General features: G+C 62.3%; 18 protein-coding genes and 3 rRNA genes. 11 read left to right on the top strand and 10 right to left on the bottom strand.

Annotated elements, in window-relative coordinates; translation table 11 throughout:
• Nucleotides 1-35: 35 nt before the first annotated feature.
• Both CHEID_RS00465 and CHEID_RS00470 read right to left on the bottom strand, forming a co-directional pair.
• Complete coding sequence (locus tag CHEID_RS00465; RefSeq protein WP_112770174.1) at nucleotides 36-2,096, bottom strand: galactan 5-O-arabinofuranosyltransferase; 2,061 nt, start codon at nucleotides 2,094-2,096, stop codon at nucleotides 36-38.
• 83 nt (nucleotides 2,097-2,179) lie between these two features.
• Nucleotides 2,180-3,583: an NYN domain-containing protein gene (locus tag CHEID_RS00470; protein ID WP_112770173.1), complete on the bottom strand. Its 1,404-nt coding sequence runs from the start codon at nucleotides 3,581-3,583 to the stop codon at nucleotides 2,180-2,182.
• A gap of 251 nt (nucleotides 3,584-3,834) precedes the next feature.
• Here CHEID_RS00470 and CHEID_RS00475 point away from each other — a divergent pair, with 251 nt between their 5' ends.
• The gene (locus tag CHEID_RS00475; RefSeq protein ID WP_112770176.1) at nucleotides 3,835-4,197 is read left to right on the top strand and encodes a GntR family transcriptional regulator; all 363 of its coding nucleotides are present in this window, start codon (nucleotides 3,835-3,837) and stop codon (nucleotides 4,195-4,197) included.
• Nucleotides 4,198-4,573: 376 nt separating this feature from the next.
• Here CHEID_RS00475 and CHEID_RS00480 read toward each other — a convergent pair whose 3' ends face one another.
• The gene (locus CHEID_RS00480) at nucleotides 4,574-4,858 is read right to left on the bottom strand and encodes a hypothetical protein (protein ID WP_273661161.1); all 285 of its coding nucleotides are present in this window, start codon (nucleotides 4,856-4,858) and stop codon (nucleotides 4,574-4,576) included.
• A gap of 32 nt (nucleotides 4,859-4,890) precedes the next feature.
• Here CHEID_RS00480 and CHEID_RS00485 point away from each other — a divergent pair.
• The 3 genes from CHEID_RS00485 to rrf all read left to right on the top strand — a co-directional run bounded on the left by CHEID_RS00485 (nucleotide 4,891) and on the right by rrf (nucleotide 10,252).
• Nucleotides 4,891-6,421, top strand: a 16S ribosomal RNA gene (locus tag CHEID_RS00485).
• A 322-nt stretch (nucleotides 6,422-6,743) separates the two neighbouring features.
• Nucleotides 6,744-9,868 (top strand): 23S ribosomal RNA (locus tag CHEID_RS00490).
• A 265-nt stretch (nucleotides 9,869-10,133) separates the two neighbouring features.
• Nucleotides 10,134-10,252, top strand: a 5S ribosomal RNA gene (gene rrf, locus CHEID_RS00495).
• Together the 16S, 23S and 5S rRNA genes form the textbook arrangement of a ribosomal RNA operon.
• A 242-nt stretch (nucleotides 10,253-10,494) precedes the next feature.
• Here rrf and CHEID_RS00500 read toward each other — a convergent pair.
• Nucleotides 10,495-11,220 carry a pseudouridine synthase gene (locus tag CHEID_RS00500; protein WP_238599408.1) on the bottom strand — a complete coding sequence of 242 codons (726 nt, stop codon included), beginning with the start codon at nucleotides 11,218-11,220 and terminating at the stop codon, nucleotides 10,495-10,497.
• A 9-nt stretch (nucleotides 11,221-11,229) separates the two neighbouring features.
• Between CHEID_RS00500 and CHEID_RS00505 the strand changes: the two genes are divergently transcribed.
• The 4 genes from CHEID_RS00505 to CHEID_RS00520 all read left to right on the top strand — a co-directional run bounded on the left by CHEID_RS00505 (nucleotide 11,230) and on the right by CHEID_RS00520 (nucleotide 13,644).
• Nucleotides 11,230-11,529: a hypothetical protein gene (locus tag CHEID_RS00505; protein WP_238599409.1), complete on the top strand. Its 300-nt coding sequence runs from the start codon at nucleotides 11,230-11,232 to the stop codon at nucleotides 11,527-11,529.
• 29 nt (nucleotides 11,530-11,558) lie between these two features.
• Nucleotides 11,559-11,723, top strand: coding sequence for a hypothetical protein (locus CHEID_RS00510; protein WP_181645966.1), 165 nt, complete (start codon nucleotides 11,559-11,561; stop codon nucleotides 11,721-11,723).
• Nucleotides 11,724-11,888: 165 nt separating this feature from the next.
• Nucleotides 11,889-12,824 carry a universal stress protein gene (locus CHEID_RS00515; RefSeq protein ID WP_112770194.1) on the top strand — a complete coding sequence of 312 codons (936 nt, stop codon included), beginning with the start codon at nucleotides 11,889-11,891 and terminating at the stop codon, nucleotides 12,822-12,824.
• A 106-nt stretch (nucleotides 12,825-12,930) separates the two neighbouring features.
• On the top strand, nucleotides 12,931-13,644 hold the full coding sequence (locus CHEID_RS00520; RefSeq protein ID WP_112770195.1) for a TetR/AcrR family transcriptional regulator: 714 nt from the start codon (nucleotides 12,931-12,933) through the stop codon (nucleotides 13,642-13,644).
• Nucleotides 13,645-13,722: 78 nt separating this feature from the next.
• On the opposite strand, the gene yidC is transcribed toward CHEID_RS00520, so the two are convergent.
• The 4 genes from yidC to CHEID_RS00540 form a co-directional block, all read right to left on the bottom strand.
• Nucleotides 13,723-14,643 carry a membrane protein insertase YidC gene (yidC, locus tag CHEID_RS00525; RefSeq protein ID WP_112770196.1) on the bottom strand — a complete coding sequence of 307 codons (921 nt, stop codon included), beginning with the start codon at nucleotides 14,641-14,643 and terminating at the stop codon, nucleotides 13,723-13,725.
• A 102-nt stretch (nucleotides 14,644-14,745) separates the two neighbouring features.
• Nucleotides 14,746-15,090, bottom strand: coding sequence for a histone-like nucleoid-structuring protein Lsr2 (locus CHEID_RS00530; protein ID WP_112770197.1), 345 nt, complete (start codon nucleotides 15,088-15,090; stop codon nucleotides 14,746-14,748).
• 223 nt (nucleotides 15,091-15,313) lie between these two features.
• Nucleotides 15,314-17,137: an alkaline phosphatase D family protein gene (locus tag CHEID_RS00535; RefSeq protein ID WP_273661162.1), complete on the bottom strand. Its 1,824-nt coding sequence runs from the start codon at nucleotides 17,135-17,137 to the stop codon at nucleotides 15,314-15,316.
• Nucleotides 17,138-17,249: 112 nt separating this feature from the next.
• The gene (locus tag CHEID_RS00540; protein ID WP_112770199.1) at nucleotides 17,250-17,879 is read right to left on the bottom strand and encodes a DUF6474 family protein; all 630 of its coding nucleotides are present in this window, start codon (nucleotides 17,877-17,879) and stop codon (nucleotides 17,250-17,252) included.
• 160 nt (nucleotides 17,880-18,039) lie between these two features.
• Between CHEID_RS00540 and CHEID_RS00545 the strand changes: the two genes are divergently transcribed.
• Together CHEID_RS00545 and msrA are read left to right on the top strand one after the other, a co-directional pair.
• Nucleotides 18,040-20,091 carry a ribonuclease H-like domain-containing protein gene (locus tag CHEID_RS00545; RefSeq protein WP_238599402.1) on the top strand — a complete coding sequence of 684 codons (2,052 nt, stop codon included), beginning with the start codon at nucleotides 18,040-18,042 and terminating at the stop codon, nucleotides 20,089-20,091.
• A gap of 96 nt (nucleotides 20,092-20,187) precedes the next feature.
• Nucleotides 20,188-20,883, top strand: a complete 696-nt coding sequence (msrA, locus tag CHEID_RS00550; RefSeq protein ID WP_112770148.1) for a peptide-methionine (S)-S-oxide reductase MsrA — start codon at nucleotides 20,188-20,190, stop codon at nucleotides 20,881-20,883.
• A gap of 21 nt (nucleotides 20,884-20,904) precedes the next feature.
• Here msrA and CHEID_RS00555 read toward each other — a convergent pair whose 3' ends face one another.
• Nucleotides 20,905-21,507, bottom strand: a complete 603-nt coding sequence (locus tag CHEID_RS00555; RefSeq protein ID WP_112770149.1) for a superoxide dismutase — start codon at nucleotides 21,505-21,507, stop codon at nucleotides 20,905-20,907.
• A gap of 335 nt (nucleotides 21,508-21,842) precedes the next feature.
• On the opposite strand from CHEID_RS00555, the gene CHEID_RS00560 reads away from it, so the two are divergent.
• The gene (locus CHEID_RS00560) at nucleotides 21,843-22,793 is read left to right on the top strand and encodes an L-lactate dehydrogenase (protein WP_112770150.1); all 951 of its coding nucleotides are present in this window, start codon (nucleotides 21,843-21,845) and stop codon (nucleotides 22,791-22,793) included.
• 8 nt (nucleotides 22,794-22,801) lie between these two features.
• Here the strand turns inward: CHEID_RS00560 and CHEID_RS00565 are convergent, their stop codons facing one another.
• Nucleotides 22,802-23,710 carry a patatin-like phospholipase family protein gene (locus CHEID_RS00565; RefSeq protein ID WP_238599403.1) on the bottom strand — a complete coding sequence of 303 codons (909 nt, stop codon included), beginning with the start codon at nucleotides 23,708-23,710 and terminating at the stop codon, nucleotides 22,802-22,804.
• Nucleotides 23,711-23,782: the final 72 nt, after the last annotated feature.

Genomic DNA, 23,782 nt, shown 5'->3' on the forward strand with positions numbered 1-23,782 from the left:
GCAGCGCAGCCCACCTGCACACCCTGGGCAAATTCTCAGCCGCGATCCCGCTCGCGAACAGCCACCACAAACGGGCCGATTTGGCCCAGGTCCCACCCGCTGGCAAACGCTTCGGTGTGGAAGTTCACGGTACGGAAGCGCACGTTTGGTTGGTTAGGGTAGATATCGTCGGCGATGAGGTAGCTGAACCGCTCCTTGGGGATGACCTTGCCCTTGGATAGCTGGCCGCGCAGGACGATCGCGTCCGGGCTATGCCAGCCGTTGTCTGCCTGCGCTTTGTCCATGGCGTCCAACATCTTTTGTGGGTCCTTGATATCCGTCCACGATTCGATCTCGTCGTTGCGCTTTTCGAACTGGCCCAGGGGGTTGGCGTAGTGGGCGGTGAGCGCCTGGTAGCCGTGGTAGGGGTAGTAGGCCAAGAAGCTCTTCTCGTCGGTGAGGATCACGCTTCCCGCGCGGGTTTTCAAGCGTTGGGAGAGGAAGGTATCGATCTTCGCGTAGTACTGGGTGGCGTCCGCGGGGAAACGGTCGCCGCGATGGGCTTCGCCGTCGCTGTCCGTGTAGGCCAGGTCGATGCGGTCGCGCTGGTTGATGGGGATGGTGCAGGCGTAGTTAAGGCAACCGAGGGCCAGGACGATCGCCATGATGCGGGTGGCGATCCGGCTCCATTCGGGTTTCACGGTTTGGGGGTAGAGCCGGCGCACTCCCACGATGCGGATGTCCGCGAGGGCCAGCACCCCCGCCGCGGCGAGCATCAGGGAAATGGGTAGGTCCAATCGGAAGCCCAGCAGGGTGGTTCCGACCAGCGCCATGATCATGGACGCCACCACCCAGGCGTAGCAACAGCTCAGGCCAACGACGAGGGCCCTCGCGTCTCCGCGCTTAGAGCGCATGATCAGCCAGATCAGGCCAAGGAGTGTCAGCGCCCCTAGCGCCGTGGCCTGGAAGAAGGGGGTGGGAACGAAGGTGCCGGCGTCCGGCAGGTAGTGCTGCGCTTTGCCGGTGGGGCCGTGGGGGCGGGTGGCCAGGGCCAGCAGGTACGGGCCCCAGCCGATCGCGGCGATGGTCATGGAGGCGATTCCGGCGGCACCGAGGCGCAGGATGGGGCGGATGGTTTTGCCCGCGGCGGCGGCGGAGATGGCCAGGGCGATCGTGATGATCGCGGTAAGCCCGGTGTAGAGGGTGTAGAGATTTGCGGAGAGGCCGAGGAAGACGATGAGCCCCAGCAGGGAGCCGTGTCCCCCGCGCATGGCGCGCCGGGCGAGGACAACGGCCGCGGGCATCCCCATGGCCACGATCGCGGCATAGGGTTCCTCGGCCGCGATGGCGAGGGTCACGGCGGTGGAGACCAGCGCAACGGCGACCGCGATGACCAGGGATCCGGTGATGCGGCGCCAGACGGGGACAAGCATGGAGGCGGTGGCGGACAGGGTGACCAGCGCCCACGGTTTGTATGCCGCCCAACCGGCCATCCCGGTGAGTTTGGCGAACAGTCCCCCGCTGAAGAACCACAGCCCCGGGTAGAAGCTGGGCTGGTCCAGGTAGGCCATGTCCGCCCAGCCGAGGTGGTCGGTCATGCGGGTGAGGTATTGGGTGCGGAATGCCTGGTCCACGCTGATGCCGTCCAGGTACAGGCTGGTGGCGGCCAGGGGGATGGCGAGCGTGGTGACGACGAGCCCGGCGGGCACGAGGTAGAGCGCCGCGGTGAGGAGGTAGCGGCGCTTGGCGGGCCGGTTGGTCAGCCACACCAAGCAGGCGCCCGCAGCCGCGCCGATCACGATGACGGTCGCCGCAGTGGAGAGGGCCTTGGTGACGAAGCTGCTGTTGAAGGAGGGCAGGTTCGTTGCCCCCAGCGCGAACCAGCAGGCGAGGGTGATGACTGCGGCTGCCCCGCCGGCGAGGAGCATGTGAGCAAGGGTCGTTCGCAGATCCACGGCATCCTTAGTGAAGGGTTTGCCGAGGTTGCCGATCGCCGGGGCTTGGGCGCCCGTGGTGTGGCTCGCGGGGATTGCTGGGGCGTTATCGGCGGTATCGGCGGGTGCGGCCGTGGGGTTGCTTCCGGGCGTGCCGGCGGAGCGGGGTCGCGGTCGAATCATGGGTCTATATTCACACACCGCCCGCCCCGCAGAACCGGGGATGGTCGGGGTGTGGACCCGGGATGGGTCCCCCCCCGGGGGTGTTACTTCAATGAGCCCAGCATGATCTCCCGGATCCCGGTGTGAAATCCGTCGCGCAGCTCCACGCGTTGGAATTCGGACAGCGTGTATTCGTGCAGCACATCGCACGCGAATCGAAGCAGGGGGTGGTCGATCTCGGAGGGCAGCACGCCCCCGGTGAGCAGGTGGGCCTCGTTGCGCTGGGTTTCCGAGGCACCGTTTTTGAACCACCACACCGCGTACTGCTGGCCGATCTCGAAGGGGTTTTGCGTGCCGGAGGAGGTCCACACCTCGTTGGGCACGGGCACGTAGCGGCTGCGCAGCTTCCGCCTGGGGGCCATCATGGACGGATTCGGGGCCACTTTCGGCAGGCTGTTGGGGGTTGGGCGCTGGTTGGTCCGTTCGGCCTGTCCGCCGTTGTGTCCCGCTGTGCTCGGGGCCTGTGCCTGAGTGTTTGGCGCCTCGCCGTTCTCGGTGCTTGTGGACGCCCGTCCCCGCGCGTCGGGCGACGAACCCGTTCCGGGGGTGCCAGTGGCGCCCGGCGTAGAGGGGGCGGGTGTGCCCTGTTTGCCCTGCCTGGGCGGGGTGCTGCTGGTAGCCTGCGCGACCTGAGCTGCCTGCACCGCGTCCACGGTTCCCTGCAGGGGGGAGGGTTGGGCCGCGTCCTCCGAGAGGTCTCGGTCTCTGTTGTCTTCGTTGTCTTCACCGTGACCGTTGGTCGTGCCGGACGCGGCTGCGGAGGTCGCCGGGGAGGGGGCAGGGGACCTGGCCTCGCTGGGGTCCGCAGTGGCGGGAGCGCCGGGGTCCGTGTTGGAGTTATTGCTGAAGGCGCTGGGTGGATTGGCGTCCACAGATCCGGGAACGGAGGGGGCGATGGGACCCTCCAGGATTTGCAACCGCATGGTGTCCCGGAAGTCCTCGCGAGGGTCCAGGATCGTGGTGGTGTCGCAGGCGAAGCGAAGGGGTTTGGACATCGAATCCAGGCTGAAGCCGTAGAGGTGCACGCGAATTCCTGCGTTGACGGCCTCCTCTACCCCGGGGAGCATGTCCGCATCTCCGGAAACCAGGATGATGTCCGAGACCAGGCCCCGCAGCGCGGCCGCAACCATGTCCGCAACTAGGCGGGTATCGACCGCTTTCTGGGTGCGGCGATCTCCTAATTCAATGAGCTGACCTGCGCGTAGTTGTACTCCTGGTTCGTATCGAAGGGCTCGCTGGTAACGGTGGGGGCCAGATTCCGGGATGCCGTCGTACCAGAACTGGCGGTGGACGGGTTGCTTAAGTTGTTCGGTGGCCATCCGGTCCAAGATGGCGACAACTTCCGGCAGGTCTAAGTCCAGTTGCGGGCGCGCGCCGTCGTCCCAGGAGTTGTAAAAGCTGGCCAGGAGGTAAGAGGTATCCACGTAGATCTGCGTGCGTTCCATCATGAAGGGTCATATCCGTTTCATTTCTCTAAGTGTTGTCACGTGCCCTTCCAGCATGCCTCAAAGTCCGGTGGTACGGTTAGCTAACCCAGTAACTAACCCGGGACTCCATCGGAGTGGTTTTTCGGCCCTGCGAGAGCGGGCCCGTAGCGGCACGCTAGGGCTTTGGCGGGCAATACGTCGGCCGGGGATCCGGAAGTCTCGTTGCCCACGGAGTACTTGAGGAGGTCCGGTACTGATGTATGACGGTTTTCATGGATGAGGGCGGACCACCGCTATTTCGCCAAATCGCGGCGATTGTCGCGGATGCCATCCTGGAGGGGACGCTTGTCGAAGATGGGCGTGCCTACTCGACAAACGAGCTCGCTGAGGCACATCGCATCAATCCGGCCACCGCACGAAAAGGCCTCAATCTGCTGGCGCAGCAGGGTGTGCTGGAAAAGCGGCGCGGCTTAGGGATGTTCGTGTGTTCCGGGGCGCGGGGGAGAGTACGCGAATTGCGGCGCGCTGAATTAGAGGCAGCGTACGTCGGCCCACTGATTCGGGAAGGTCGCAAGCTCGGGCTCACCCGGGCGGAGGTGGAGGCCATTTTGAGGCGGGCTTGGCCGCGGCCCTGAGGCGCGATTGGGTCTGGCATGAAGGGCGGGTGGGTTCGGCCCCGAGAAGCGATTAGGTCTGGCGGGAGAGCACTGCGAGAGCGTCCAGAAAGTGCGTGTTTACAGCGTGTGACCTGAGCAGTTGTGCATCAACCTCAGCGTGTGTAGATTCGTCCCGGTCAGCGCGGCAGAAAACGTGTCGCGCACTCCCCCCTCTAGTCGAGGGGCGTGGTCACTGGGGGATTCGATCCGCTAGTGATGGAGATGCGCACGCTGTAGCGTCGGCTGACTGCTAGACAAGTTTGTGCTGGTCGCACGCTTCGGTTCACCCGGAGTTTGCAAACAAGTTGCCAGCTTGTTACAGTCTAGGTCTTGTGCGCCGAAGCATCGGAACTTCCTATGGGGTTGCCGATATTGGTGCGTGTGGTGTTTGAGAACTCAATAGCGTTGACGATGCATTTTTTGTTTGTTTGGCATTGCTGTGCGTGTGCTCTTTTTGTGGGTGTGCGTGTGGTGGTGTGTGGTCTGCACTGGCTGCTGCTTGCGTGTTGTAGGTGGTGGTTGTGGTGTGGTCTGGTTGCGTGGTGCCTGCCAGCGCGGCGCTGTTGATGGTCTTCTTCCTTGTGTGGAGGGGGTTGTTGGTGGTGTGAAGTGGTGGGTGGCTAGTTTTTTGTTGTGCCATGGTTTGGGCTTTTCATGGGCCTGTTTGTGGTTTTTATGGAGAGTTTGATCCTGGCTCAGGACGAACGCTGGCGGCGTGCTTAACACATGCAAGTCGAACGGAAAGGCCGAAGCTTGCTTCGGTACTCGAGTGGCGAACGGGTGAGTAACACGTGGGTGATCTGCCTCGTACTTCAGGATAAGCCTGGGAAACTGGGTCTAATACTGGATAGGACCATGTTTTAGTGTGCATGGTGGAAAGTTTTGTCGGTATGAGATGAGCCCGCGGCCTATCAGCTTGTTGGTGGGGTAATGGCCTACCAAGGCGACGACGGGTAGCCGGCCTGAGAGGGTGGACGGCCACATTGGGACTGAGACACGGCCCAAACTCCTACGGGAGGCAGCAGTGGGGAATCTTGCACAATGGGCGCAAGCCTGATGCAGCGACGCCGCGTGGGGGATGACGGCCTTCGGGTTGTAAACCCCTTTCGCTAGGGAAGAAGCCACTCTTTGTGGGTGGTGACGGTACCTGGATAAGAAGCACCGGCTAACTACGTGCCAGCAGCCGCGGTAATACGTAGGGTGCGAGCGTTGTCCGGAATTACTGGGCGTAAAGAGCTCGTAGGTGGTTTGTCGCGTCGTCTGTGAAATCCCGGTGCTTAACGCTGGGCGGGCAGGCGATACGGGCATAACTGGAGTGCTGTAGGGGAGACTGGAATTCCTGGTGTAGCGGTGGAATGCGCAGATATCAGGAGGAACACCGATGGCGAAGGCAGGTCTCTGGGCAGTAACTGACGCTGAGGAGCGAAAGCATGGGTAGCGAACAGGATTAGATACCCTGGTAGTCCATGCTGTAAACGGTGGGCGCTAGGTGTGGGGGTTTTTCACGATTCCCGTGCCGTAGCTAACGCATTAAGCGCCCCGCCTGGGGAGTACGGTCGCAAGGCTAAAACTCAAAGGAATTGACGGGGGCCCGCACAAGCGGCGGAGCATGTGGATTAATTCGATGCAACGCGAAGAACCTTACCTGGGCTTGACATATGCAGGATCGCCGCAGAGATGTGGTTTCCCTTGTGGTCTGTATACAGGTGGTGCATGGTTGTCGTCAGCTCGTGTCGTGAGATGTTGGGTTAAGTCCCGCAACGAGCGCAACCCTTGTCTTGTGTTGCCAGCACGTGGTGGTGGGGACTTGCAAGAGACTGCCGGGGTTAACTCGGAGGAAGGTGGGGACGACGTCAAATCATCATGCCCCTTATGTCCAGGGCTTCACACATGCTACAATGGTTGGTACAGTGAGCAGCGATCCCGTGAGGGGGAGCGAATCTCTTGAAAGCCAGCCTCAGTTCGGATTGGAGTCTGCAACTCGACTCCATGAAGTCGGAGTCGCTAGTAATCGCAGATCAGCAACGCTGCGGTGAATACGTTCCCGGGCCTTGTACACACCGCCCGTCACGTCATGAAAGTTGGTAACACCCGAAGCCAGTGGCCCAAACTCGTTAGGGAGCTGTCGAAGGTGGGATCGGCGATTGGGACGAAGTCGTAACAAGGTAGCCGTACCGGAAGGTGCGGCTGGATCACCTCCTTTCTAAGGAGTTTTTAATATTTTTGGTTGAAATCCAGTGTGAACATGTCACGGCACGCCCCTTCGGTGGGGTGTGTGGGTGTGGACCGGTTGAAGCAGGCAAGTGGGTGTGTCGTTGATTGCTGTTGGGTGTCTGGAACGCTGACACGTGTGTGTGGTGTTCTTGTGGCTGCGCTTTGTGCGCGCGCGCTGGTTGTGCGTGTGTGTGGGGTGTGGTTGTGGTGTGTGAGAACTGTATAGTGGACGCGAGTAATCTTCTTTATTCTTGTTGTGTGCATCGCATCCCTGCTGTGTGTGGGGGTGTGTTGTGTGTCTTAGTGTTGTGTGTGTTGTTTTTGAGGCACACGGTGGATGCCTGGGTACATCAAGCCGATGAAGGACGTGTCAGGCTGCGTTAAGCCTCGGGGAGTTGCCAAGAAAGCGTTGATCCGAGGGTGTCCGAATGGGGAAACCCGGCCGTGGTTGTGTGCGGTCACCCGCTGCTGAATGAAATAGGTGGTGTGGAGGGTACGCGGGGAAGTGAAACATCTTAGTACCCGTAGGAGAAGAAAATAATAATGATTCTGCTAGTAGCGGCGAGCGAACGTGGATTGTTGGCTAAACCATGCGCGTGTGATACTTGGTAGGGGTTGCGTGTGTGGTGTTGTGGGGTGTGTGTTGTTCGTGGTTCTACCAGGCTGCGGCGTGATGTGTGGGTGTTAGCGGAAGTGGTTTGGAATGGCCTGCCGTAGACGGTGAGAGTCCGGTACGTGAAAGCACCTGTCGTGTTGCGTGGATGTGCGCCCCGAGTAGCAGCGGGCTCGTGGAATCTGCTGTGAATCTGCCGGGACCACCCGGTAAGCCTGAATACTTGATGTGACCGATAGCGGATTAGTACCGTGAGGGAATGGTGAAAAGTACCCCGGGAGGGGAGTGAAAGAGTACCTGAAACCGTGTGCTGACAAGCCGTCAGAGCCCTGTGGGGTGATGGCGTGCCTTTTGAAGAATGAGCCTGCGAGTCAGCGGCATGTCGCGAGGTTAACCCTGTGGTGGGGTAGTCGTAGCGAAAGCGAATACTAACGAGTGTGTTTAGTGGCATGTCCTGGACCCGAAGCGGGGTGATCTACCCATGGCCAGTGTGAAGCAGCTGTAAGAGGTTGTGGAGGCGCGAACCCACTTAGGTTGAAAACTGAGGGGATGAGTTGTGGGTAGGGGTGAAAGGCCAATCAAACTCCGTGATAGCTGGTTCTCCCCGAAATGCATTTAGGTGCAGCGTTGTGTGTTTCTTCCTGGAGGTAGAGCTACTGGTTGGTTTAGCGGGACTATCATCTTAGCGACATCAGCCAAACTCCGAATGCCGGTGAAGGTTTAGAGCATGGCAGTGAGACTGCGGGGGATAAGCTTCGTAGTCGAGAGGGAAACAGCCCAGATCGCCGGTTAAGGCCCCTAAGAGTGTGCTAAGTGGAAAAGGATGTGGGATCGCGAAGACAGCCAGGAGGTTGGCTTAGAAGCAGCCATCCTTGAAAGAGTGCGTAATAGCTCACTGGTCGAGTGGTTCTGCGCCGACAATGTAGTGGGGCTTAAGCACACCGCCGAAACCGCGGAGCCTGCCCTGTTGTGGGGTGGGTTGGTAGGGGAGCGTCGTGCGTTGGTGGAAGCTGCCGGGTGACCGTGTGGTGGACGGCGTGCGAGTGAGAATGCAGGCATGAGTAGCGAATGATGAGTGGGAAACTCATCCGCCGGATGACTAAGGGTTCCTGGGTCAAGCTAATCTTCCCAGGGTGAGTCGGGGCCTAAGGCGAGGCCGACAGGCGTAGTCGATGGATAACGGGTTGATATTCCCGTACCCGTGTGTATGCGACCAATGGTGAAACGCGGAGACTAACACGCGTATCATGCGCATGCTGCTGTTATGGCTGCCTGCCTCCTTGTGGGGTGGGTGGTTGGTGGTGTGTGTGGGTGTGTGTGGACCTGATGTGGTAGTAGCTAAGCGATGGGGTGACGCAGGAAGGTAGCCACGCCGTGTGGTGGATGTTCACGGTGTAAGCGTGTGGCCCGCGTGGTTGGTAAATCCGCCGCGCATGATGGGTGAGGCGTGATGCGTACCCTACTTTTGTGGGGGATGGTGGTGATCCTATGCTGTCGAGAAAAGCCTCTAGTGAGTGTGCGCACGGCCCGTACCGTAAACCGACACAGGTGGTCAGGTAGAGAATACTAAGGCGATCGGGTGAACTGTGGTTAAGGAACTCGGCAAATTACCCCCGTAACTTCGGGAGAAGGGGGGCCACTGCTGGTGACAGACTGGTTTTGAGCTGGTGGTGGTCGCAGAGAATAGAGGGAAGCGACTGTTTACTAAAAACACAGGTCCGTGCGAAGACGGTGAAGTCGATGTATACGGACTGACGCCTGCCCGGTGCTGGAAGGTTAAGAGGACCTGTTAGAACCCCTTTGTTGGGTTCGACGCGGAGAATTTAAGCCCCAGTAAACGGCGGTGGTAACTATAACCATCCTAAGGTAGCGAAATTCCTTGTCGGGTAAGTTCCGACCTGCACGAATGGCGTAACGACTTCCCTGCTGTCTCAACCACAGGCCCGGCGAAATTGCAGTACGAGTAAAGATGCTCGTTACGCGCGGCAGGACGAAAAGACCCCGGGACCTTCACTATAGCTTGGTATTGGTGTCTGGTTCGGTTTGTGTAGGATAGGTGGGAGACGTTGAAGCGGCCACGCTAGTGGTTGTGGAGTCGTTGGTGAAATACCACTCTGATCGGATTGGGCATCTTCAACCTCGGCCCATGATCTGGGTTAGGGACAGTGCCTGGTGGGTAGTTTAACTGGGGCGGTTGCCTCCTAAAGAGTAACGGAGGCGCCCAAAGGTTCCCTCAGCCTGGGTGGCAATCAGGTGGTGAGTGTAAGTGCACAAGGGAGCTTGACTGTGAGACTGACAGGTCGAGCAGGTACGAAAGTAGGGACTAGTGATCCGGCACCGGCTTGTGGAAGCGGTGTCGCTCAACGGATAAAAGGTACCCCGGGGATAACAGGCTGATCTTCCCCAAGAGTCCATATCGACGGGATGGTTTGGCACCTCGATGTCGGCTCGTCGCATCCTGGGGCTGGAGTAGGTCCCAAGGGTTGGGCTGTTCGCCCATTAAAGCGGCACGCGAGCTGGGTTTAGAACGTCGTGAGACAGTTCGGTCTCTATCCGCCGCGCGCGTGGAAACTTGAAGAAGGCTGTCCCTAGTACGAGAGGACCGGGACGGACATACCTCTGGTGGGCCAGTTGTCACGCCCGTGGCATGGCTGGTTGGCTACGTATGGGAGGGATAACCGCTGAAAGCATCTAAGCGGGAAGCCTGTTTTGAGATGAGGTTTCTGTTGAGGTTCCCTAAAGATGATGGGGTTGATAGGCCGGATCTGGACGCACCGTGAGGTGTGGAGGTGACCGGTACTAATGAACCGACGACAACACAAAACATGCACCACCCCGGGGTGATACCGGGGGTTGGTGTGCCGCGCATCCCCGTGTGGTGGTGCGTGGTGAGTACTGAAGACGAACAAGAGGATGATGGTGTGCTGTGTGCTGCCGTGACCGCTGTGGTGGTGGTGTGGTGGTGTGTGGTGGGTTGCTCGCGTTGACTGTGCAGTGTCTGGCATGCCACAGCAGCCCTTGTGGTGCCCCGCCTTTTTGTGTGGGGTGCGTGTGGGGGTTGGCATGTTAACAAAAGAAAATTGAGTGTGTCGGTGGTTGTTAGCGGCGGGGGTCACGCCCGGTCCCGTTCCGAACCCGGAAGCTAAGCCTGCCAGCGCCGATGGTACTGCACCTGGGAGGGTGTGGGAGAGTAGGTCACTGCCGGCCATAAACACAGAAAAGTAAGCAGGGAAGACAAATCCCCACATGGACGCGGATACAACCGCGTCCCGGGGGGATTGTCTTCCCTGCTTTCCTCATGCCCACACAACGGGGATACGCCACAGCCCGGAACGCACGTGCTCTATGTTGCGCTGGCGGTGACGAGAATAATCGCTGCGCTTGCTGAATCATTCCGGGCGGGTTCCTTACCCGCCTGTTTCTACGGGGGGTCTTCGCACTGGTGTTTTTTACCGTTGTGGGGCGTCTTCTCCGCTGCGGCGGGAAGTGAAGACCCGTGTGCGCCCGGTGATGGGGTCGGTAAACCGGAGTTGACTGGCGCATAATTGCAGCGGGCGGGAGAAGTCCTCGTCCTCTACCGTCGGGGGAGACGGCAGGGCGGCCTGCGGGTCGTATAACGCGGTGTGCGTTAGGTGTTCGTACAGGACGTCGTTGAAAATTGGCAGGCCGAGGGTGCGTAGCGCCAGTCGCAGTTGGTGGGTCTTCCCGGTCAGCGGCCGCAGCACCCACTCGAGTGCGGCCTGGCCCGCGTATTGCGTTTCCCGTACTCCGAGTACTTGCGTGTCGGCGTTTGGTGGGCCGTCTACCTCGAGGTGGGCGGCGAGTCGGCCCCGGATCTTGATCATGCGGTGGCTGAGAGTCCACGGGGTCTCCGGGGTGGGGTCGGGCCATGTTTGCCAGTCGGCGAATTGCGCAATGGGGTGGTGATGGGACGCTGGGGGAATTGGCGTCCTCGCCTGATAAATCTTTTCCGGAATCCGCCGCTCAAACATCGCCTGATACAGGCCCCGGACCTGCCGACGAGCCGTGAACATCAGCACCCCGCTGGTCAGCCGGTCCAGGCGGTGGGCGGGGGATAATTCCGGATTGCCTAATTGGTTGCGCAGCTTCACGGTAGCTGTCTGCGCGATGTGCTGCCCCCGCGGCATCGTCGCCAAAAAAGGCGGCTTATCCACCACGACTAAATGATCGTCCTGGTGAAGGACGGGGATCACACCGGGGACCTCTCGCTCAATGGCCGGGCGTCGGTAGAAATTAACAAACTGCCCCGGACGCAGAAGGTCGCTGGGAGCGAAGGGGCGGCCGTGATCGTCTCGCACAAGCCCATCGGCGAAGCGCTGCTCTATAGCGGCATCATCGTCGTCGGGGTGCCGATGGCGCTGCTCGTGAATCAATCGCGAGACAAACTGCAGTGCGCTCACGGGCTCTGCGGAATCGGCATGCAGGCACGCGCGCGTTGGATTCAAGCCCGCACGGATTGGTAACGGTTTGATCAACGCCTTATACTTTCCCCATGGATATCAACGGAATTGTGCATGCAGCGGCCGATTTCTTCGCCACGGATTTCGGACGAATCGTCTACCAAGCCCTCAACGCAATCTACACGTTCCTCTTCCCGTCCAATGTCCCCGGTGCGCAAGACGTGTCGCTGCCCTCGCCCAAGCCCCCGGCAGCCTAGGGGCAGCGCGCGTCCCCTCCCAGTGAGCCCCTCACTCGGGTGTTCCCTTCGCGACATTTTTGATAGGTAGCTGACACCGCCCCCGACAGGTTGCCATAATTAAAAGAGAGCAAGAACACGCTACGAACACGCTATAAACGCGAAGGAAATGAAAGGGACGCCACCATGGCACAGCCTGGAGGACAGTCGAACACCACCGCCGTCGGCGATGCCCACCCCAAGTGCATCGTCGTCGCGGTAGACGGTTCGGAAGCTAGCAACATCGCCGTCGAATGGGCCGCCAACGCCGCCGTGAAACGAGGCCAGCCATTGAAGCTGGCCTCTGCCTATTCGATGCCCCAGTTCATGTACGCCGACGGCATGGTCCCCCCGCAAGAGCTCTACGACGAGCTAGAGGGGGAGGCCAACGACAAGATCGACAACGCCCGCGCGATCGCCCAAGGCTTCAGCGCGGACCTGCAGATTTCTCACGAGGTCAGGGAATCGTCGCCGATCGACTTCCTGCTGGAGCTCTCCAGCGGTGCTGAGATGATCGTCATGGGCTCCCGTGGCCTCGGCGGCCTGTCCGGGCTGGTCATGGGATCGGTATCCGCTGCCGTCGTCTCCCACGCGGACTGCCCCGTCGTCGTCGTGCGGAAAGACACGCAGGTCACCGAGGAGAACAAATACGGCCCGGTCGTCGTGGGCGTGGACGGATCCACCGTCTCCCGCCAGGCGATGGACATGGCGTTCCGGGAGGCGCAGGCCCGCAAAGCCGTCCTCCGCGCCGTCTTTGCCTGGAGCGATATGCACGTCCACGCGAGCTACGCCGGCCTGGCCGAAAGCCAGGAGCAGTTCGATTCCCTCGTCGAGGGCTACCAGGACCTTCTGGCGGAGGAGCTCAAGCCGCTGGTGGACAGGTACCCGGACGTGGAGGTCGTGGAGATCGTCGAGCGCGATCGCCCCATCCACGCGCTGAAGGACGCCGCCCGCGACGCGCAGCTACTCGTCCTCGGATCCCATGGCCGCGGCGGGTTCAAGGGCATGCTGCTGGGATCCACCTCCCGCGCCCTGCTGCAGTACGCACCATGCCCGATGATGGTGGTGCGGCCGCGCGATTAGGTGGGGCCCCCGGGTAAAGTAGTGGGGAAAAGCGCGGCGCGAGGCCCGCTTTCGCGCCCTTCCCCCGATTCCCCCTCGCACCTATTCGCACAAACGTGGAGATTTGATGGCGACCGAACGTGGTACCGGCGCCGCTTCCGGCCGTGGCACCGGCACGGGTAGCGGCAAAGCGGAGAGCAGATCCGTCGGCAAGCCCAGTCGCAGCACGAAGGTCGCCTCCGCCTCTCGCCGTCGCAACCGCCCGGGCCCGCGGCAGCGCCTCCTGGCCGGCGCCACCCACCTGTTCACCACGGAAGGCATCCGCGTCATCGGCATCGATCGGATACTGCGCGAGGCGGATGTGGCCAAGGCCTCCCTCTATTCCCTTTTCGGCTCCAAAGACAATCTCGTGGTCGCCTATCTTCAGGAGTTGGACGCCAATTGGCGGCGCGACTGGCATGAACTTGCCGATCCCAGGCCCAACCCGGAAGACCGCATCATTGCGTTTTTTGACCTCTGCATCAAGGAGGAGCCGAAGAACAACTTCCGCGGGTCCCACTTTCAAAATGCCGCCGGGGAATACCCGCGCCCAGAGACGGAGAGCGAGGAGCGGATTCGCACCGCCGCGATGGAACATCGGCGGTGGTGTAGGGATACGATGGCTTGCCTGCTCACGGAGCGTTTCGGTTACGCCTCCCGGACACTCGCGGATCAGCTCATGGTGTTCATCGACGGCGGCCTGGCCGGGACGAAGATGTGCCGAACCACGGTTCCGCTGGAAACGGCCCGGGATATGGCCCGCCAGCTTTTGCTTACCGCACCCATGAGCTACAGCATCTAGCGCGCTGCCCCGGCCTAGCGCGCTGCCCTAGCCTATGGCACCGCCTCGGCCGACGGCGCTGCATCACCCCACCGGTATCTACTTTCGGTGTTTCCCCTGCTTCTTATGCTTCTTCTGCTTCAACTCAGCTTTCTGCTGCGCGGTGAACTCCCAGAACTCTTGGGAGTAGGGGGTGGTGCGGTTGAGGTAGGCCTGGATGGCCTGCGATGAAGTTAGCGTCCACAAGTTATTGACCACCCAGTACATGAGGATGGCCACCGGCGCGGCCCCAACGAGCGCAAACGAGATGGGGAAAATCAGTACGAACGGACCAAACAGGAACATGGAGCGGGTAATCACGCGGGAGGGGGCGGAGCCATAATCCATCGTCTTCACGCTGCGCCGCATGGACAACACGAAGTTGAGCGTGGTGAAAAGGGACGCGCAAATCGCCAGGGGAAGGGCCAGATGGAGGACGTCCGGGCGAACCGTCCCCAAGTAGGCCAACTTATCCGCGGTCATGGACACATAGGCGGGCACTGGCACGCCGAAGATGTGGGCGTTGAGGAATGTGGAAACATCGTCGCCGGAAAGGGGGCCCACGGCGGAATGCTGGGTGGCTTCCAAGCCTTCCGGGGGACGGGCCACGCGCAATAACAGGCGGTACAGGCCGATAATGACGGGTATTTGGATCAACGCGGGTAGACAGCCATCCGCTGCGCTGTATTCCCCCTCGCGGCGTATCTCTTTGGATTTCTGCCGCATCAGCGCGCGGGACTCTGCGTCCTTCTTATCAGCGAATTCCCGCTCCAGGGCCCGCAATTGGGGGCGGAGATTAGCCAGGTGCCGGCTAGAGCGCATTTGCCGGATATAGAGGGGAATCAGCAGGCCGCGGAGGGTAAAGACCAGGAAGACGATGGAAATAACCCACGCGGAGGAAGTATCCATGCCCAGCGCGTGGCTAAACAGCCAGTGCCAGCCCTTGAGGACCAGTGCCACTGGGTATTCCAAAAACATCATGGTTGCAGCGTACCGCCCACTGCTCCCCGGGGCTCACCGTGGTGCGCGGTGGAATGGCAAAAACCCCCGGGGAAGTGACACCCGGGGGTTTTCGGCTGGCTGTTAGCCCTGGGCCTTGCGGTAGGCCTCAACCACATCAGCGGAGATGCGGCCGCGGGAGGAAACCTCTACGCCATTCTTGCGAGCCCACTCGCGGATCTTGCGGTTGCGCTCAGCGGAGTTGGTGTCCCGCTGCGTGGTGGAGCGGCGGTTGCCGCCACGGCCCTTGCGCCGGGCCACGTTGACGAAGGGGCCGACCGCGTCCTGGAACTTCTGCTGGTTTTCGGTGGACAGGTCCATGGTGTAGTCCACACCATTGACGGAGAAGTCCACGACGTTGACTTCGTTTTCGTTCAGGGGCGAGTTGTCCATATCGTCGTAGTACTGCGTTACTTCGCGACGTGCCATAGATGTATCTCCTTTTGCTGTTGATCGGTTAAGTGCAACTAAGTGGAGTATATCGCAAGGTGACGCGTGTGGGTTAAAGCCTTAGGTCACAAAGGTGGTTAAACCGTTTTTGCGGTTTGTGGGTGCTGCCTCATCGTAAGTTCTCCCGGCGCGTGATGGGCGAGGAGGAAGGGGAAACGGCGAGCACCCCTTCTTCTCCTGGCACCACAGTGCGCGGGACTTTCTATCTTCCTGAGTGGGTGGTGGGATCCACCTGGCTATTCAGCATTTGGATGCCGGGTTTGCCGTGGTAACTCCGGGCCGACGTGGCGTAATACATGCTCGAATTGGGGCTGAGTTTCCCGTCGGGGGCGATGTAAATCCAGTCGGTGTGCACAAAATCGGGCGTTACCTGCACCACGTTGTATCCGTGGGAGTCGTATTCCAAGTAACGCACGTGGTGGTTGAGGTTGGTAAATGCGGCCTCGGCTGTCAGCGTCAGGCCGTTGTTTTCCGGCAGCTTGAGAATGTCGTCCAGGTTGGAGGAGGTCACGGAGGTGCACACGAACTCCACTGCCGCCACGCCGTCTTGCGGGTAGGCTGCGGGCTCCACGGGCACGTCGCAGGCCCATCCGGAGTGGATGTCCCCGGTGAGCCACACGGTGTTGTCGATGCCTTTCTCCCGGAGGAAACGCACGAGGCGACGGCGTTCTGCCGCGTAGCCGTCCCACTGGTCGAAGTTGTACGGCATGCCCTGCTCTGGCAGTCCCAGAAGCTGGGTGACGGCGGAGCTGGTCTGGGGATCCAGCGGCGGGATGAGCACGGGGGTGAACATCACGGAGTTGCCGATGAAGTTCCACCGAGCGGTGGAGGATTGCAGCTTGCCGGTGAGCCAGGTGAACTGCTCGGATCCCATCATGGTCCGGTTCTCGTCGTCCACCTCACGGGCGGTGGTGAAGCTCGGCTGCTTGTTGCGGTAGGTCCGCAGGTCCAGCATGTTCAATTCCACGAGCGAGCCGAAGGCCAGGTTGCGGTAGAGATGCCCACCCTGGGAAAACGGCGTGGCCCGCACGGGCAACCACTCCAGGTAAGCCTGGATGGCGGCGTCTCGGCGGGCAACCCAATCGCCCTCATTGGGCTGGTGATTTTCGGCGCCGCCGCTCCATGCGTCGTTGGCCGTCTCGTGGTCGTCCCACGTCACGATCCAGGGGCAGGCGGCATGGGCGGCCTGCAGGTTCACGTCGGTGTGGTACTGGCCGTAGCGCTCGCGGTAGTCGGCGAGGGTGAGGATTTCGTTGGCGGGATCGTGGTCTCGCACGGGGCCGCTCTTACCGGTGTAGTTGCCGCGCTCGTACTCGTAGATGTAATCGCCGACGTGGAGGGCGTAGTCGATATCCCCGCGGTGGGCCATGTCCCCGTAGGCGTGAAAGAAGCCGGCTTCCCAGTTGGAGCAGCTAAAGAGGGCGAACCGCAGTTCCTGGACGTCCGCACCGGCCGCCGGGGCCGTGCGGGTGCGGCCGACGGGGGAGACGTGGCCGGTGTAGTCGCCGTCCGTGATGGTGAAGCGGTAGTAGTAGTCGGTGCCGGGGTTCAGGCCCGCGGCCTCTGGCTTCACGGTCATGTCCGTGTCTGGTGTGGCGGTGATGTTTCCGGACGCCACGACGGCGCGAAACTGCGGGTCCTGCGCCACTTCCCACTTGACCTTGGTGGGGGTGCCTCGATTCTTGCCGGGCAGGTCCCCGGGGTGGGAAGTGATGCGGGTCCACAGCAGGACGCTGCCGGGCAGGGGATCACCGGATGCAACGCCGTGCACAAAGGCAGGGCTGGGGCCGCCGGGCTTTTGGCCCTGTGGTGCCGGGGGTGCGGAAGGGGCGTGGGCGGCGGCGGTGCCGGGCAGGGCGCTGGCAACGGCCACGCCGGCGGTGGCGACTGCGGAGCCTTGTAGAACTCGTCGGCGAGTGATGCCGCGGTCGGGGGTAGTGCCGCCCGCACAGGTGTTGGCGTGGGGCTGACCGTTGGGCGAGTCACCCGTTTTCGGGCGCGCGGAATTGGCGGGGTTCGAAGTCATACAGAGATTCGATCATAAGCGAACCGCTTTTTCCTGTCGGCCGGGAGGATTTCACCTCCCGTTTGCCTTGGGCTCGGCGCGGTTACCTATCGGGAGGTTGCCACTCGCGCGGTTAGGTGCGCTTTGCCGCGATCTGCCGCTCGACGAGGCCCAGTTCCTTCTCGATGGACTTCAAAACCCGCTTGGTTTGATCCTCGTTCATGGTGGAGGTGTTATCGATGGCGTCGTCCAACACGTCCATCCGGTCCTTGACGTCCTTAGCAAAACCGCTAGGCACCCCGTGATCGTCCAGGGACTTGCGGACCTTCTTGATGCGGGCCTTGTGGGCTGCGCCGTCCTGGCTGTACTCCACCATGTCCTCGCGGTCCACCCCGGCGCGGTAGGCCATAGAGCCCTCCGAGGCAGAGCGGGCCTGGTTGAGCGCCCGGTACAGCAGCGGCAGGGCAACGGGGGCGGCGACGCGGGTGGCGGTGGCGTAGCGCATGATCGTCTTGGAGTTCAGGCTGCCCTGCTTGATTTGCTCCACGGCGGCCTTGGCCATCTTCTCTTCGTGCTTCCGGCGCTGCTTGAGCTCCTTGGCCTCGTACTTGCGCACCTGCTTGGCGGTCTTGCGCAGGTAGGCTTCCTTGCGCTGTTCCAGCTTGGTGGATGCTTTGGCCTCCGCCTTGGCCCTGACCTTCGCGGCTCGGTACGCGGCCTTGCGCTCCTGGCGGCGCTTGCGCATCTTCTTGAGAAGTCCCATGTGTGTCTCTCGCGTCTTTCCTCGAACGATCGTTGCCCCCGGCGGGTGTACGTTGGTCTACTTTAGCTAATGGCCGCCACCCTCGGGGGCCACTAGCCGCTAGTTGCCGCTGAACCGGGGGTCTGCGGGCGGGCTGGGGGCCGATAGACTTGCGACTATTGTGCCTGCTTTACATACGCCGCTGGGCCCGCCCCCGCTGGGCCAGCTTTCTACCAACCCGCTCCCCGGCGCAGCGCCGTTGCTCGCCCCGGGGTGGGACTCCCCTGTCAGCGGCCCCGGGTTGGTGCCGCCCATCACGCCTTTCGACCTCTACGGTTGCCGCCACCGCGCGGTGCTGCGCCGGGCCCAGGCTGCGGCGGAACGGGGGCACCGGGCCCAGGCTGACGAGCAACGGGAGCGACGGAATCGTGGAGCCGGCAATAGTGGGGAAACCCCCGGACCGGGCAGGTCCGGTGGCACCACCCCGGGCATGTCGACACCCCCGGCAATGTTCACACCGGCGGATGTGGATCGAGACATGGAGGCGTGGTCCCGGAGCATCACCGCGGTCAGTCGAAAGGGCGCGGTGTGGGCCCAGTTGCCGACGCGGCGGCGGATAGGGGAGAAACTCGTCCCCACCCGCGTGGATATCGCCGCTGGGCCCACCGCCGTGGAGGACACGCTGGAGGCCATTGCATCCGGGGCGCGGTTGATCACCAATGCGCATTTGGCGGCGGGGCCCTTCGCGGCCGTGGCCGACATTTTGGTCCGTGCGGATTCGGGTGTGGGATTTGATGCGAATACCGCCTACTTTCCGGTCGTTATTAGCGGGCATTCCGTGGCAAAGTCCCTCGCGGCGCGGGGTGGAAAAACGTCCAGCGGTAACATGTCCAGTAACGAGGCACAGCGCGGCAAGGCAGTGGCAGCCGGAAGCAGCTCGGTGAAGGGGTGCCGGGCGGTGGACATTGGGGCGCTTTCTCTGGGGCGCCCCGTGGAGGTGCCGTGGCGGGTCAAGACCGTCGGCGCCGATTCCCAACGCGCGGCCATCGCCCACCTCATTGTGGAGCAATGGGGTTGTGCCAGCGGTTCGGTGGGTTTTATTGGTCTGGCCGCCGGGGGGCCGCGGTGGTGCTTTCTTGTGGACGCCTCCACCCTCCTGCCCGGGTTATCCGCCGCGCTTTCCGAACCCATCCCGGCAATACCCTCCAGGGTGAAGGAGTGCCGCAGTTGCGAATTCCATAACCACTGCCGGGCTCAGTTGGTTCAACGGGAGGACATTTCCCTCCTGCTGCCCGGTGATCGCAACCGGCAACTGCGCGATGACGGGATCAGGACCCTTGGCCAGTTAGAGGCCGCGGGCCGGGGCGAGCTCTCCGAGCTGGCTGGTGCGTGGCTGCATGGGGAGGTGGCCTTGCGCCGACCCCATCGCCGCTGGTGGGGGGATCCAAAGTTGTGGGCCGGGGCGGAGCGCGACCAGAGCCGCGAACCCCTGCCGGGCGTGGTGGAGGTGGACGTGGACATGGAAGCCCACCCGGAACGGGGGACTTTCCTGTGGGGAGCGTTCGACGGGCAGCGCTACCTGGCTTTCGCCGATTTCAGCCCGCAGGGCGACGAGGGGCAGCACGTCGCGGAGTTCTGGTACTGGCTGCAGCAGCAGCGCAAGCGGGCCGACCAGGCGGGTAAGACCTTTGTGGCCTGGGTGTATGCCGCGCAGGGGGAGAACTACTGGCTGCGGTTCTACGCCCGGCGTTACGGCGGCAAGGCTTATCGGGTCCCCCGCGTTACCGAGGCCGAGCGAGACGAGGCGCCAGAAACTATTGCTGAGGCACAGGACCGGGGGTCCGCCGTGGGGCAGCGGCAAAGGCCCGCTGAGGTAGAGGTGCGCATGCCCACCGTGGAGGAGGTGGAGGCATTCATCGCCTCCGATCGATGGGCGGACGTGTTCGCCCAGGTCCGCCGGGCTTTGGTGGGGACGGAATCCCTAGGGCTCAAGGCGGTCGCGCCGTTGGCCGGGTTCACCTTCAGCCAGCAGGATGTGGACGGGCGCGCGGCCATCGGCCTGTTCGAGCAGGCGGTCCGCTCCGCCGAATCGGAGCCCCAGGCCGCTGTGCGCAGCATCGCGCGGAAGAAATTGGAGCGCTACAACGCTGATGACTGTGTCGCTTCGCGCCGGGTGCGCGAATGGTTACGCCGCGGGGCCCCGGGAATCCGGGGGCTGCAGGGTGCAGATTGACCTGCGGCTCACCCGGACACCACCGCGACCACGATCACAACACCGCGACTATGTACACAGCACCGTCCACAACACCGCGAAGGAGAACAATTTCCTATGAGTAGCTTCTTGGAACGCATCAAGGCCCTCAACACCCCCGGACCCCATCGGGGCCATCGGGTTACTCGGGAGGAGGCCCTGTCCGGCGGGCGCCACCCAGTGTTGCCCAATCCGCAACCGAACGCCGTGCTCGGCACGCCGCTGACCGGCCCGTGGGAGGACGGCCAGCAGGCCATCATCTTCGGCTTGGGCTGCTTCTGGGGGGCGGAGAAGCTCTTCTGGGGGGTCCGCGGAGTGCTGGGCACGTCCGTGGGTTATGCCGGGGGCTTCACCCCGAACCCCACTTACCGGGAGGTGTGCACCGGGCGGACCGGGCACGCCGAGGTCACCCGCATCGTGTTCGACCCGAGCGTGGTGACGGTGGAAGAGCTGCTAAGCATCGCTTTCGAAAATCACAACCCCACGCAGGGGGACCGGCAGGGCAATGATGTCGGAACCCAGTACCGCTCGGCGGTGTATGCCACGGATACTGAGCAGCTAGGGAAGGTGGAGGAGGCGCTAGGTCGTTGGCGTCCTAAATTTGAGGACGCCGGGTACGGCGCGTTGACCACCGAGGTGGCGCTATTGGAGGAGATGGGGGACGGGCAGTACTACTTGGCCGAGGAGGAGCACCAGCAGTACTTACACGAAAACCCCGGGGGCTACTGCAATCACGGCCCAAATGGGGTGACGTGCCAGACCGGGGTGCTGTGAGGGGAGGTACCGCAGGTTGCGTTACTTGGCGGCGTAGGCGTAGCGCTGGGCGACGTCCTCCCAGTTGAAGACGTTCCACACGGCCTTAACGTAATCCGGCTTCACGTTCTTGTACTGCAGGTAGAAGGCGTGCTCCCACATGTCCAGCATGAGCAGCGGGGTGAAGTTCACGGACATGTTGCCCTGCTGGTCAGTCATCTGCTGGATGACGAGGCACTCGCCGATGTGGTCGTAACCCAGGACGGCCCACCCGGAACCCTGCAGGCCGAGGGCTGCGGAGGAGAAGTGATCCTTGAACTTCTCGAAGGAACCGAAGTCCCGGTTGATGGCCTCCGCCAGCTCGCCGGTGGGCTCCCCGCCGCCGTTGGGGGAGAGGTTCTTCCAGAAGATGGAGTGGTTGGTGTGACCACCGAGGTTGAAGGCGAGGTTTTTGGACAGGGCGCGGATCTGATCCGGGTTGGTGCCCTCCTCGCGGGCCTTCTCCAAGGCCTCCAGTGCGGAGTTGGCGCCAGCGACGTACGTGGCGTGGTGCTTGGTGTGGTGCAGCTCCATGATCTCGGCGGAGATGTGGGGCTCCAGTGCGTCGTAGGCGTAATCCAGTTCCGGCAGTTCGTACTTAGCCATAGCGGTGAAAAAGCTCCTGTCTCGATTTTCGTTGAGCGGCGCGTGCGGAGGAGCGTTGCATCCGTCTGCTGGGCGCAGCCCCCGTCTACTGGGCGCGCCGCCTTTTGCTAACTCCAGTGTGGTGAAAATCGGGAGTGGCTGCAAGGAAAAGTTGTGCAGAAGGTCACAGTACCGCGGGCTTGCGGGCCGGTTGTGTGCGCGATAATGGGCGCTAGCTGGGGAGTGTGCATGCAAAAAGAATAAATTTCGGAACGTTGAATTTTGCAGCACGGTGGAGCATCCCCGGTGCGTCGCTCGCCGAGCGGTCGCTCCAGCACCGTCGTAGGATGGCGCACATGGCGCCCACAACAGGAAACAAGATCGTTCTTATCGGGGCCGGGGACGTTGGCGTGGCCTACGCGTACGCGCTGGTGAACCAAGGCCTGTGTGACCATCTGGCCATCATTGACATCGACGAACGCAAGACCTGGGGCCACGTTCAGGACCTCAACCACGCCATTCCCTGGGCCGGACACTCCACCCGCATCACCGTGGGCAGCTTTGCGGACTGCGCGGATGCGGCGATGGTGGTGATCTGCGCCGGTGTGGCCCAGAAACCAGGGGAGACCCGCCTGGACCTCGTGGCCCGCAACGTAGAAATCTTCCGCGGGATCGTGGGCAAGGTGATGGAGGCCAACTTCGCTGGAATCTTCCTGGTTGCTACGAACCCCGTGGATATTCTGAGCTACGCCACCTGGAAGCTATCCGGACTCCCCAGCGCCCAGGTGATCGGCTCCGGCACAGTGCTGGATACCGCCCGATTCCGCTACTCCCTGGGGCAGTACTTCGGGGTGTCCTCCACCTCCGTCCACGCGTACGTCATCGGGGAACACGGCGATACTGAATTGCCCGTGCTGTCCGCAGGATCGGTGGCCGGGGTGCCGCTGGCCAAGCGGCTGCGAGAAAAGGCCGAGGTTGCCGAGGACGTGAGCAAGATCTTCCGGGAGACCCGGGACGCGGCCTACGAGATCATTCAGGCCAAGGGTTCCACCAGCTATGGCATCGGCATGGGGCTGGCCCGGATCACCCGCGGTGTCCTCCACAACGCCGACGTGGCCCTGCCGGTCTCCGCGCTCCTGCAGGGGGAGTACGGGTTTGAGGACATCTACATCGGCACCCCGGCCGTGCTCAACCGGTCCGGGATCCGGCAGGTCATCGAGCTGGATCTGGACGAAACCGAGGCAGGGCAGTTCCGCCACTCCGCCAGCGTGCTCACGGACGTCATGGCAAAGGCCGGGTTGAAGTAGCCGCCCGTTTAGAGGACGTGCGGTTCCAGTCCCAAAAAAGCCCGAATTCGGGGCATCTCCCGGCGGGCCTGGGCCAGGCCCGCCTCGTACGCCCGCATAAGGGGGCGGGTTCGGCGGTTGCCGTTGGTGATGCTGATGCGCTCCGGGGCCCACACGTAGGCGGAGCCCTCCCGTTCCATTTGAAAGATGCGCTCGCGGGTCTCGTTGTAGCGGGTGTGGCGGGTAATGAAGGATTCCACCAGCGCCGGGTATTTCGACAAAGCCCGGCGTAGATACCACCCCGAGCGCGCAGAGCCCTTGCGGTAGCCCCGGGTGCGGGTCATGACGAACACGAAGCGGTCGAAGCCCTCTTGCTCGGCGGAATCAAGGGGGATACCACCGGTGGGGCCGAAGGCCCCATCGAACCACGTCTGGCCATCGATGTGGACCGGGGACATAATGACGGGCAGCGTGGAACTGGCCCGGGCCCGCAGCAAATAATCCTGGGCGGAGTGGATGTGCTCCCGGCCCCAATGCACCGTCTCCCCAGTCACCCCCTCGAATGCGGAGATGCGGTAGTTCACCGGGGAGGCGGCAAACGTCTCCCAATCCATCGCCAGGGGGTGATCTGGCAAATGGGCCTGGTCGTAGATGTAATCCGCGTTGAAGAAGCCCTGCCCCCGCAGGTAGGTGCCCCAGCCGCCGAACTCCGGATGGGAGGGGAATTCCGTGAATGCGTGGCGCATCCGGCGGATATCGCGCGAAACATAGTTGGCCACGTGAGCAGTGGACGCAGAATTGCCACACACGAAGCTGAAGTTCACATTCGCTTCGATAAGGGCTTCGACCATTGCAGCGGAATAGACCGCCCGCATGGCGCCGCCCTCGAACACCAGGGCTGTGCGGGTCACATTGGGTTCCGGACTGCTGGTCTGCACCACAACAGCATATATTGCTTGCCTGGGTCCCAGGGCCAGCCCCAAAAGCCCGCCGGGGCGAGGCGCTGAGCG

Source organism: Corynebacterium heidelbergense (assembly GCF_028609845.1).
GTDB classification, from domain to species: Bacteria; Actinomycetota; Actinomycetes; order Mycobacteriales; family Mycobacteriaceae; genus Corynebacterium; species Corynebacterium heidelbergense.

Excerpts from the sequence above, each read along its gene's own strand:
- CHEID_RS00465 (WP_112770174.1), bottom strand. The coding sequence starts at position 2,096 with ATGATTCGACCGCGACCCCGCTCCGCCGGCACGCCCGGAAGCAACCCC.
- CHEID_RS00470 (WP_112770173.1), bottom strand. The coding sequence starts at position 3,583 with ATGATGGAACGCACGCAGATCTACGTGGATACCTCTTACCTCCTGGCC.
- CHEID_RS00475 (WP_112770176.1), top strand. The coding sequence starts at position 3,835 with ATGGATGAGGGCGGACCACCGCTATTTCGCCAAATCGCGGCGATTGTC.
- CHEID_RS00480 (WP_273661161.1), bottom strand. The coding sequence starts at position 4,858 with ATGGCACAACAAAAAACTAGCCACCCACCACTTCACACCACCAACAAC.
- CHEID_RS00505 (WP_238599409.1), top strand. The coding sequence starts at position 11,230 with ATGATCGTCCTGGTGAAGGACGGGGATCACACCGGGGACCTCTCGCTC.
- CHEID_RS00510 (WP_181645966.1), top strand. The coding sequence starts at position 11,559 with ATGGATATCAACGGAATTGTGCATGCAGCGGCCGATTTCTTCGCCACG.
- CHEID_RS00515 (WP_112770194.1), top strand. The coding sequence starts at position 11,889 with ATGGCACAGCCTGGAGGACAGTCGAACACCACCGCCGTCGGCGATGCC.
- CHEID_RS00520 (WP_112770195.1), top strand. The coding sequence starts at position 12,931 with ATGGCGACCGAACGTGGTACCGGCGCCGCTTCCGGCCGTGGCACCGGC.
- yidC (WP_112770196.1), bottom strand. The coding sequence starts at position 14,643 with ATGATGTTTTTGGAATACCCAGTGGCACTGGTCCTCAAGGGCTGGCAC.
- CHEID_RS00530 (WP_112770197.1), bottom strand. The coding sequence starts at position 15,090 with ATGGCACGTCGCGAAGTAACGCAGTACTACGACGATATGGACAACTCG.
- CHEID_RS00535 (WP_273661162.1), bottom strand. The coding sequence starts at position 17,137 with ATGACTTCGAACCCCGCCAATTCCGCGCGCCCGAAAACGGGTGACTCG.
- CHEID_RS00540 (WP_112770199.1), bottom strand. The coding sequence starts at position 17,879 with ATGGGACTTCTCAAGAAGATGCGCAAGCGCCGCCAGGAGCGCAAGGCC.
- msrA (WP_112770148.1), top strand. The coding sequence starts at position 20,188 with ATGAGTAGCTTCTTGGAACGCATCAAGGCCCTCAACACCCCCGGACCC.
- CHEID_RS00555 (WP_112770149.1), bottom strand. The coding sequence starts at position 21,507 with ATGGCTAAGTACGAACTGCCGGAACTGGATTACGCCTACGACGCACTG.
- CHEID_RS00560 (WP_112770150.1), top strand. The coding sequence starts at position 21,843 with ATGGCGCCCACAACAGGAAACAAGATCGTTCTTATCGGGGCCGGGGAC.